Source organism: Mycobacterium sp. GA-2829 (genome assembly GCF_001499965.1).
In the GTDB taxonomy this organism is placed as follows: domain Bacteria; phylum Actinomycetota; class Actinomycetes; order Mycobacteriales; family Mycobacteriaceae; genus Mycobacterium.
On the sequence record NZ_LQIT01000005.1, the window covers coordinates 130,748 to 139,470 of the forward strand.

The 8,723-nt window shown below is 66.6% G+C and carries 7 protein-coding genes; 6 read left to right on the plus strand and 1 reads right to left on the minus strand.

What is annotated here, in order from left to right; genetic code table 11:
* Positions 1-15: 15 nt before the first annotated feature.
* Genes AU194_RS04845 through AU194_RS04865 form a run of 5 tightly spaced genes read left to right on the plus strand, consistent with a single transcriptional unit; the run spans position 16 to position 4,931 of the window.
* A complete protein-coding gene (locus AU194_RS04845) occupies positions 16-1,098 on the plus strand; it encodes an ATP-binding cassette domain-containing protein (RefSeq protein WP_082698480.1) in 1,083 nt (360 codons plus the stop codon).
* Positions 1,095-1,904: an ABC transporter permease gene (locus AU194_RS04850; RefSeq protein ID WP_059088098.1), complete on the plus strand. Its 810-nt coding sequence runs from the start codon at positions 1,095-1,097 to the stop codon at positions 1,902-1,904. The genes AU194_RS04845 and AU194_RS04850 overlap by 4 nt, the downstream gene beginning before the upstream one ends.
* A complete protein-coding gene (locus tag AU194_RS04855) occupies positions 1,904-2,767 on the plus strand; it encodes an ABC transporter permease (RefSeq protein WP_059088099.1) in 864 nt (287 codons plus the stop codon). The genes AU194_RS04850 and AU194_RS04855 overlap by 1 nt, the downstream gene beginning before the upstream one ends.
* Before the next feature lie 31 nt (positions 2,768-2,798).
* On the plus strand, positions 2,799-4,037 hold the full coding sequence (locus AU194_RS04860) for an acyltransferase (protein ID WP_059088100.1): 1,239 nt from the start codon (positions 2,799-2,801) through the stop codon (positions 4,035-4,037).
* Between the two features lie 3 nt (positions 4,038-4,040).
* On the plus strand, positions 4,041-4,931 hold the full coding sequence (locus AU194_RS04865) for a class I SAM-dependent methyltransferase (protein ID WP_082698475.1): 891 nt from the start codon (positions 4,041-4,043) through the stop codon (positions 4,929-4,931).
* 15 nt (positions 4,932-4,946) lie between these two features.
* Here the strand turns inward: AU194_RS04865 and AU194_RS04870 are convergent, their stop codons facing one another.
* A complete protein-coding gene (locus AU194_RS04870) occupies positions 4,947-6,425 on the minus strand; it encodes an NAD(P)/FAD-dependent oxidoreductase (protein ID WP_059088111.1) in 1,479 nt (492 codons plus the stop codon).
* 544 nt (positions 6,426-6,969) lie between these two features.
* Between AU194_RS04870 and AU194_RS04875 the strand changes: the two genes are divergently transcribed.
* Positions 6,970-8,607, plus strand: a complete 1,638-nt coding sequence (locus tag AU194_RS04875; protein WP_059088101.1) for a PE-PPE domain-containing protein — start codon at positions 6,970-6,972, stop codon at positions 8,605-8,607.
* Positions 8,608-8,723: the final 116 nt, after the last annotated feature.

Genomic DNA, 8,723 nt, shown 5'->3' on the forward strand with positions numbered 1-8,723 from the left:
ATGGAGAACACACGAATGAGCGACTCGGACAAGAGCATCGTCGTCAGCGGAATCCGCAAGTCGTTCGGTGAGGTCGACGCCGTGCGCGACGTGAGTTTCGAGGTCGGCGCGGGGGAGGTCGTCGCGCTGCTCGGACCCAACGGCGCCGGTAAGACCACGACGGTGGACATCCTGTCCACCCTCACCAAACCCGACGGCGGGCGGGCCACCGTCGCCGGCTTCGACGTCGTCACCGAAGCCGCGAGTGTGCGCCGGTCGATCATGCTCACCGGGCAGCAGGTCGCCCTCGACGACATGCTGACCGGCCGGGAGAACCTCGTGCTGTTCGGCCGCCTGCAGGGGCTGTCGAAGAAGGCCGCGGGTGCGCGGGCCGAGGAACTGCTCGAGGCGTTCGACCTCGTGTACGCCGCACACCGCCGCCTGGGCACGTACTCCGGCGGTATGCGCAGGCGCATCGACATCGCCTGTGGGCTCGTCGTGCGCCCCGAGGTCGTCTTCCTCGACGAACCCACGACGGGTCTGGACCCGAGGAGCAGGCAGACGATCTGGGATCTGGTGTCCGGGTTCAAAGACGTCGGGATCGCGACGCTGCTGACCACGCAGTACCTGGAGGAAGCCGATGCGCTCAGCGACCGGATCATCGTGATCGACCACGGCGCGATCGTCGCCGAGGGCACCGCTGATCAGCTCAAGGAGCGCACCGGTGGCAGCTACTGCGAGATCGTCCCGCGGGACCTCAACGATCTGCCCGCCGTCGTCGACGCCCTCGGCCCCTTGCTGCCCGAGCAGAACCGGGCCGCGCTGACCTCGACGTCCGACCGCATCGCCATGCCCGCCCCCGACGGACCGACGACCCTGGTCAAGGCGCTCGAACGGCTCAACGAGGCGAACATCCCGCTGACCGACATCGCGTTGCGGCGCCCCTCCCTCGACGACGTATTCCTCGCTCTCACAGCGGATTCGGATTCGCCCCGCCAGGAGGACCCGATACCGGCCACCGATGACGACGCGAACGTCCTCGTCGGCGCGGCCAGCGGCGGCGGACGGCACCGCCGTGACGGACGCTCGTCGCTGGACTCGACGGATCTGCTGTCATGACCGCTGCCCTGACGACGCCCAGGCCGGCCCCCTCGACGATGGGGCAGTGGTGGGTGCTCACCAACCGCCTCGTTGCGCCGACCCTGCGCAACGGCGAGGTGGCGACCGCCCTGGTGGCGTCGGTGGTCTTCACCGTGGGGTGGTACATCCCGCTCAACAACATCCTCGGCCCGCGGTCCGGGATGAGCAGCTACGCGCAGTTCCTGATGCCGCTCGTGGCGCTGCAGGGCATCTCGTTCGCCGCGATCACCGGCGCGCTTCGTGCGGCGACGGACTCGGTCAAGGGCATCAACCGGCGGTTCGACTCGATGCCGATCGCGACGTTCACGCCGGTGGCGGCACGCATGTCCGCGGGCTTGTACCGGTGTGCGGTGGGCACGGTCGCCGCGCTGATCAGCGGTCACATCATCGGATTCCGGTTCGAGGCCGGAATCGTCAACGCGATCGGGTTCTGCGTACTGCTCCTCCTGATCGGGCTGGTGCTGTCGTTCCTGGCCGACCTGCTCGGCAGCGGTTCGAAGAACCCGGAGGCCACCTCGCAGTGGCTGATGTTGCCGCAGTTGATCTTCGGGCTCCTCTCGGTGGGAATCCAACCGGCCGAGAACTTCCCGGAGTGGATACAGCCGATCGTCCGCAACCAGCCGATCTCACAGTTCATCTACGCACTACGCGCACTCGGTGGCGACACCACCCCCGGCGCCGGTGAGGTCACGTGGGCGGTCCTGGCACCGTCGCTGGCCTGGATCACCGGAGTCATGGTGATCATGGTCCCGCTGTCGGTGCTGATCCTCCGGAGGCGGTCCTGATGACGATCACGCACAACGGGTCTCGGCCGACCGATTCGGCGATCCTGCGCGACGACACCTTCCCCGACGTCGAGCACTCACGGACGGAGAACTCGCCGCTGGTCCTGCTCCCGCACGCGTGGGTGCAGACCAAGCGACTGCTGACGCGGTTCCTGCGCGACCCGATGACGTTCTTCTTCGGTGTCGTGTTCCCGATCTTCATGCTGCTGGTACTCGACATCGTGTTGGGTGACGCGATCCTGGCCGCCACGGGGGAGAGCGCCGTGTACGGCAACGTCCCCCTGATGACCGTCATCGGCGCGATGAACGGCGCGTCGGTGGGCGCGGTCGGCATCATCGCCGAACAGAACGACGGACTGCTGGCCCGGCTCTGGGTGACACCGATCCACCGGGCGTCCGGCCTGCTGGCGCGCATCTTCGCCGAAGCGCTTCGGGTGGTGGTCAATTCGGTGGTGCTGCTCGGTGTCGGCATCGCGATGGGTCTGCGCTTCGAGGGTGGTGTGCCCGCGGCGTTGGCATGGCTGTGTATCCCGGTGCTGTTCGGCGTGGCCTTCGCGATCGCCGTGCTGACCGTGGCCCTGTACTGGCCGAGCCCGACGATGGTCAACGCCATCGTGCTGGTGAACTCGCTGTGCCTGTTCTTCTCCAGCGGTTTCGTCCCGCTCAACCAGTACCCCGAATGGATCCAGCCGATCGTCGAACACCAACCGGTGTCCTACGCCATCGAGACCATGCGCGGCCTGTCGCTGGGCGGGCCGGTGCAGGAACCGGGTGTGGGGATCGTGCTCTGGTCGGTCGGTGTGGTCCTGGTCTGCCTGCTCCCCATGGTGATCGGTTACCGGAAAGCCAGCATGCGCGGATGAGCCCACAGACCAACCCGACCGAAAGGGCCTGATGCTGTACCCGACTTCTGTCATCCGCAAGCTGGCGGCGAGCGAGAAGTTCTTCGCGGAGACACAGACGTTCACCTCCATCACGGTCGCACTACAGGGCGTGCTCGACGTCGACGCCATGGCCGAGGCTTTCGACGCGCTGCTGGAGACCTACCCCGTCTACGCCGGGCACCTCGCCCCGGACGCCGACGGCGGTTTCCAGCTGGTCACCGACGATCTGATGCACCCGGGGATCTGGGTGCGGCACGAGGGCGATCCGTCGCCGATCGACGAACTCGACCAGACGGTGGCGCTGATCTACCTGCTCGTGGAACCGACCGCAGAGCCCGAACTCACGTTGTTCATCCACCACAGCCTCGCCGACGGCACGTTGATGGGTGCGCTGCTGTTCGAATTGTTCTCGCGCTACACCGATGTCGTCACCACCGGTGACGCGGGGCCGGTCGTCCCGCAGGCCGCACCCGAACCGGTCGAGGCGGTGCTCGAGGCGCGCGGCATCCGCAAACAGCAGCGCTCCGGGCTGGACCGGTTCATCCCGGCGATGTTCGCCTATGACCTGCCGCCGAAACGACGCACGTCGAATGCGGCGGTCGACCGCCCGGCCATGGTGCCCACCACCCGGGTCCGGCTCAGCAAGGCGGAGACGTCGGCGCTGGTGAAATACGGCCGCAGGAACCGGCTGTTCGTCAACAACCTGGTCTCCGCGGCGATCCTGCTCGCCGAGTGGCAGGTCCGCACGACGCCGCACATCCCGATCCCGTACGTCTACAACGTCAACCTCCGGGCCCTGGTGGAACCCCCGGTCGGCGCCACCGAATGCACGCTCGCGATCGGGGTGGCCACCTACCTCGCGCACATCACGCCGGAGACCACCCTGGTGGAACTCGCCCGCGGGATCGCCGACCTGTTCCAGGCCGATCTCGCCGACGGCGTTGTGCAGCAATCGCTTCTGCACTTCAACATGCAGTACGAGGGGGCGATCCCCGGCCTGCCGGATGTGGTGCTGTCCACCAACCTCGGCAACGCCGCGGCGATGCGCACCCCGCCGGGCCTCGAGCTGACCGGTGTGCGCTCCCAGTTCTATCGCGCGTCGTCGGCCGTGATCGACGTGTACTCCTTCGGAATCGTCGCCGGTGAACTGCTTTTGGAGCACCACGTCGACGCCGAGGAGACGACCGTGGACCTGATCGGCGCGCTGCTGCGGGCCGCCGCCTCCGAACCTCTACCAGAAAGAAGCTGACAGATGACCTCGATGAGTTGGAAGACCCGCCGACGTCCCGCCGACACCATGGCGGCGCCGGCCGCGGCCGGCGCGGTGGAGGTCGACCTCACCGGCCCGCCGCAGACGATGCTGGACATGGTGTTCGCCAAGGCGCTCGACGCACGCTCACCGCACCCGGTCCTCGGCGACACCTACGCGGTCGACCTGATCAACCGCGTGCAGTACGACGCGCAGAACAACCCGATCACCAAACAGCGGCGCCGCCAGGTCTCCTCGATCACGGTGCGCGCGGCGCAGTTCGACATCTGGGTGCGCCAGTTCCTCGCCGCGCACGAGAATGCGGTGGTGCTGCACCTGGGGTGTGGACTGGACAGCCGGGTGTTCCGGGTGGATCCGGGACCGGGCGTGGAGTGGTTCGACGTCGACTTCCCCGACGTGATCGCGCTCAAGGAGCGGTTCTATCCCAGCCGCGAGCACTACCATCTGGTGGCCGCGTCGGTGACCGACCCCGCGTGGCTCGACCAGATCCCGACTGACCGGCCGGTGCTGGTGCTCGCCGAGGGGGTCAGCATGTATCTGCTCGAGGAGGACGGCATCGCGTTGATGCGCCGGGTGGTCGAGCGTTTCCCGTCGGGGGAGTTCCAGTTCGATTTCTGGAGCCGGTTCGGCACCAAGGCGCAACGCAAGAACAACACGGTGGTGCGGTGGTCCGGGTCGGCGCTCGGGTGGTCGGTCGACCGGCCCGAGGAGATCATGGAGAAGGTGCCCGGAACGCGGGTGTTGACCGCGATCTCGCTGTTCGACGCCGAGACCGTCGCCCGGCTGCCGAAGGGGTTGCGCCGGTTCAGCCGCGGGGCGTCACGGACTCCCGTGCTGCGCAAGATCGTTCAGCTCCACCGCTACGCGTTCTGACCCGACGGGGCCCGGTCAGCGGTAGTCGTAATCGCTGACCGGGAACCGGTCGGCGTCGTGCACCGCGCGGCGCCGCGAGGCGGGCCGGACGATGGTGGCGTCCCCGCGGAAGTGGTACGACCGGGACGCCGCGCAGTTCCCGCGGAAGTAGACCATGTTGCCGAGCTTGCGCGACATCCGCTCGTGATACCGGGCGTTGGCTTCCTCCGTCACCTCGAAGGTCTGACGGCCGGTGCGGCGCAACTCGCCGAACAACCGGTTCATGTGGCGCATCTGGATCTCCATCATCGTGAAGAACGACGCACCGGTGAACGCGTAGGGGCTCGCCAGGTTGAGGAAATTCGGGAAGTACGGGACGGAGATGCCCTCGTAGGTCTGGAAGTGGTTCTCCCGCCACCACTTTCCGAGGTTGCGACCGTCACGGCCGACCACCTCGATGGCGGGGAAGTTCGCCTCCCACAGATCGAACCCCGTCGCCAGCACCAGGGTGTCGAGCACCGCCTTGCGACCGTCGGCGGTGACGATGCCGTCGGGGTCGACGCGATCGATGCCGCTGGTCTCCAGCCGGACGTGCCGATCGTTGAACACCCGGTAGTAGTCGTTGTTGAACGTCGTCCGCTTGCAACCGAACTCGTAGGCCGGGGTGAGCTTGCGCCGGGTGGCCCGGTCGCGGACCGAGGCGAACAGGTGCAGCTTGGACAGTGCGGTGGCGGCGACGTTCAGCAGTCGCACCTGCTTGTAGTGGACGACGGCGCTGGAGACGCCGATCTCGGCGAACGCGTCGGTCACCAGTCGCAGGAGACGCTGGGCGACGGGGAAACGCGCGAAGACGCGCTGCACCGCAGCCGGTATCGGGAAGTCCACCTTGGGGACGACCCAGATGGGGGTGCGTTGGAAGACGGTCAGTTCTGCGGCCTGGCCGGCGAGTTCGGGGATGAGTTGGACGGCGGTGACGCCGGTGCCGATGATGCCGACGCGCCTGCCGTCGACCGGGGTGGCCGGATCCCACGCCGCGGTGTGCACCATCGTGCCCGAGAAGTCGGCGACACCGGGGATGTCGGGCAGTTTGGGCTGGGACAGGTAACCCGTTGCGGTGATGAGGTATCGGGCCGACAGCGACTCGCCGCCGGCGAGGGCGACGCGCCACAGCTGGGCGTCCTCGTCCCAGCGGGCACCGTCGACGGTGGTGTTGAAGCGCATGTACCGCCGCAGGTCGTACTTCTCGGCCACGTGCTCGGCGTAGCGCTTGAGCTCGGCGCCGGGGGCATGCAGGCGTGACCAGAAGGGGTTCGGCTCGAACCAGTACGAGTACGTGGTGGACGGGATGTCCACGGCCAGACCGGGATAGTGGTTGACGTGCCACGTACCGCCGAGGTCGTCCTCGCGGTCGAGTATCGCGATGTCGGTGTACCCCAGGCGATTGAGTTCGATGGCCGCACCCATCCCGCCGAAACCGGCCCCCACGATGATGACGTCCAAGAGCTCCGCATCCATCGTCACACCGTACCGCCGCGAGCCGCCGGCCGCGATTCTTTCGGCTCGAAAAGTGGTTTGCTGTATGAGGCTGTGCCGACAAGCGGGCCAAAACGCATCTCCAGCGCCCTCCACGACTGGGCAAACCATTTGTGTCGGCAATTAACTCGAACGCAAGGATCTGGGTCCGATGTTACTGCGGGTGGTTGCCGGAGGGGTGTTTCGACGGGTCGACTTGGTGGGACAGGCGGGGTCTGCGGCAACCCCCGGCTCGCCAGAGACTCTGAGACACAACACATTACGGCCGCATAAGGTACTCGCCGGTCTTTTCCGAGTGAAGCACCACGACGAAGGGTGAACGCTTGCCGGGTACGGGCGCCGGTCACGCATCGGCGGCTCGCAAACGGACGAATCTGAGAGACCCTGAGATTCTCAGCGAAAAGTATGTTGGGTGCGCCGGGAAACACGCTAATCTGCTCGCGACGTGGGTAACGAATTAGCCCACAGCAAGTATCAGGGGTGGAGGATCAACGTGGGGAACCATCGAGCCAAGTCTCGGAAGAACATGAAAACGGCGTCGTATGTGACAACCGGCGCAGCACTGCAGATGGTGACGCTGTTCGGCCTCGCCTATGCGACGGACAGTCACCTGCCGGGGATCAGCCCGATGGCCGCGGTGTCGATCTTCATCGACGGGACGAAGGACATCATCCCCACCGATGACTCGCAGGAGCCCGACCGGATGAAGGGGGCGCTCAACTACGCCTTCGACCAGAAGAAAGATTATGTGTCCGAGAAGGGCCACGGCGGCAACATCTTCATCGACTACCCCCGAGAATTCGGCATCATGACCGGTCTCGGGAGCGAGTCCTACGAGGATTCGAAGGCCGACGCGGCCGTGAAGATCAAAGCCGCGATCAAGGATGCGGTCAAGCAGAATCCCGGCGACCCGGTCTACGTCGTCGGGTTCTCGCAGGGTTCCAACGCCGCCTCGGACGTGATCGCCGAACTCGAGGCCGAGGATCCGAACTTCGACGCGTCGAACGTCACCTTCGTCCTCCTCGGCAACGGCGCGCGAAACGACGGCGGTCTGTGGGCGCGCATGCCCGCGGGAGTTTACGTGCCTCTCATCGGATTACGGTTCGGCGCGTCGACGAACCCCGCACAACCTGATTACGCGGAGAACGCACCCCAGGTCATTCAGATCAGCAAGCAGTACGACGGGGCTTCCGACGTCCCGAAGTACGTGCTCAACCCGGTGGCATGGGCCAACGTCGCCCTCGGCTTCATGTCCGTCCACAACGGCTACTACAACGAAGTCAACCTGGACTTGACCGGGCCAAACGGTTTGCCGGACGGCAAGGTTGACCAGCTCGACGTCGAAGAAGCGAAGTTACGGAATGACGACTACATCGTCACCACGAACGGCAACATCACCGACATCGTGATCAGGAACAAGGTCGGGGATCTGCCGCTGACCCAGCCGCTGCTCGCTCTTGGGGTGCCGCGGAAAGTCGTCGAGGCGCTGGACCCGCTGCTGCGTGCCATCATCGAGACGGGCTATGACCGCGCGCCCGACGGCGGAACCTACGCCGCCACCCCGGTCCATCTCGAGCTGGCCCCGGGGCCACACCAGTGGTTCAAGGACTTCCACAAGATCGCTGCCGGCATGCGTGAGACGGAAGAAAAGCTCGCTGAACTCGATCACGAGGACCTGACGCCGGAGCCGAATCCTCAACCGCTGATGCAAGAAGAGGAAGAGGACGAAGGCGAGACGCTGGCGGCGAAGCAAGCTGTCGTGCCGACGCAGACGTCCAAGCCTTACACGGTGGTTCCCACGCAACAACTGCAGCCTGCGGCGGTCACTCCTACGCCAGCGGTCGTACCGCCCCCGGTGACTCAGGACCCGGTGCCCGGCGCGGAACTGCAGCAGACCGCGAACGTCGGCGGTGCCCCGGCCGGTGGCGAGGGCACTGCGCCGACCACGTCGAAGCCGCAGGTGAACATCAACAAGTCACTGCAGCAGATCAACAAGGCGATCACCGGGACGGTCAAGACGGTCGTCGGCGCGCTCACGCCGAAGAAGAAGACGACCACGCCCACGACCGGAACCACCGATCCGGGCCCAGAAACGACGGGCGGCAGCACGCCGGACAACGACCCGCCGAGCCAAGACCCCGGCAACGAGGCTCCGGCCGCCTAGCGATTACTTGTCACCAGAGTGGTGGGGGGGGGGGGGGGGGGGGGGGGGGGGGGGGGGGGGGGCGGGGCGGCGGGGGGGGGGCCCGCCCAGAGGGGTGGGGGGGGGGGGGGGGGGGA

Excerpts from the sequence above, each read along its gene's own strand:
- AU194_RS04870 (WP_059088111.1), bottom strand. The coding sequence starts at position 6,425 with ATGGATGCGGAGCTCTTGGACGTCATCATCGTGGGGGCCGGTTTCGGC.
- AU194_RS04855 (WP_059088099.1), top strand. The coding sequence starts at position 1,904 with ATGACGATCACGCACAACGGGTCTCGGCCGACCGATTCGGCGATCCTG.
- AU194_RS04850 (WP_059088098.1), top strand. The coding sequence starts at position 1,095 with ATGACCGCTGCCCTGACGACGCCCAGGCCGGCCCCCTCGACGATGGGG.
- AU194_RS04875 (WP_059088101.1), top strand. The coding sequence starts at position 6,970 with ATGAAAACGGCGTCGTATGTGACAACCGGCGCAGCACTGCAGATGGTG.
- AU194_RS04860 (WP_059088100.1), top strand. The coding sequence starts at position 2,799 with ATGCTGTACCCGACTTCTGTCATCCGCAAGCTGGCGGCGAGCGAGAAG.
- AU194_RS04845 (WP_082698480.1), top strand. The coding sequence starts at position 16 with ATGAGCGACTCGGACAAGAGCATCGTCGTCAGCGGAATCCGCAAGTCG.
- AU194_RS04865 (WP_082698475.1), top strand. The coding sequence starts at position 4,041 with ATGACCTCGATGAGTTGGAAGACCCGCCGACGTCCCGCCGACACCATG.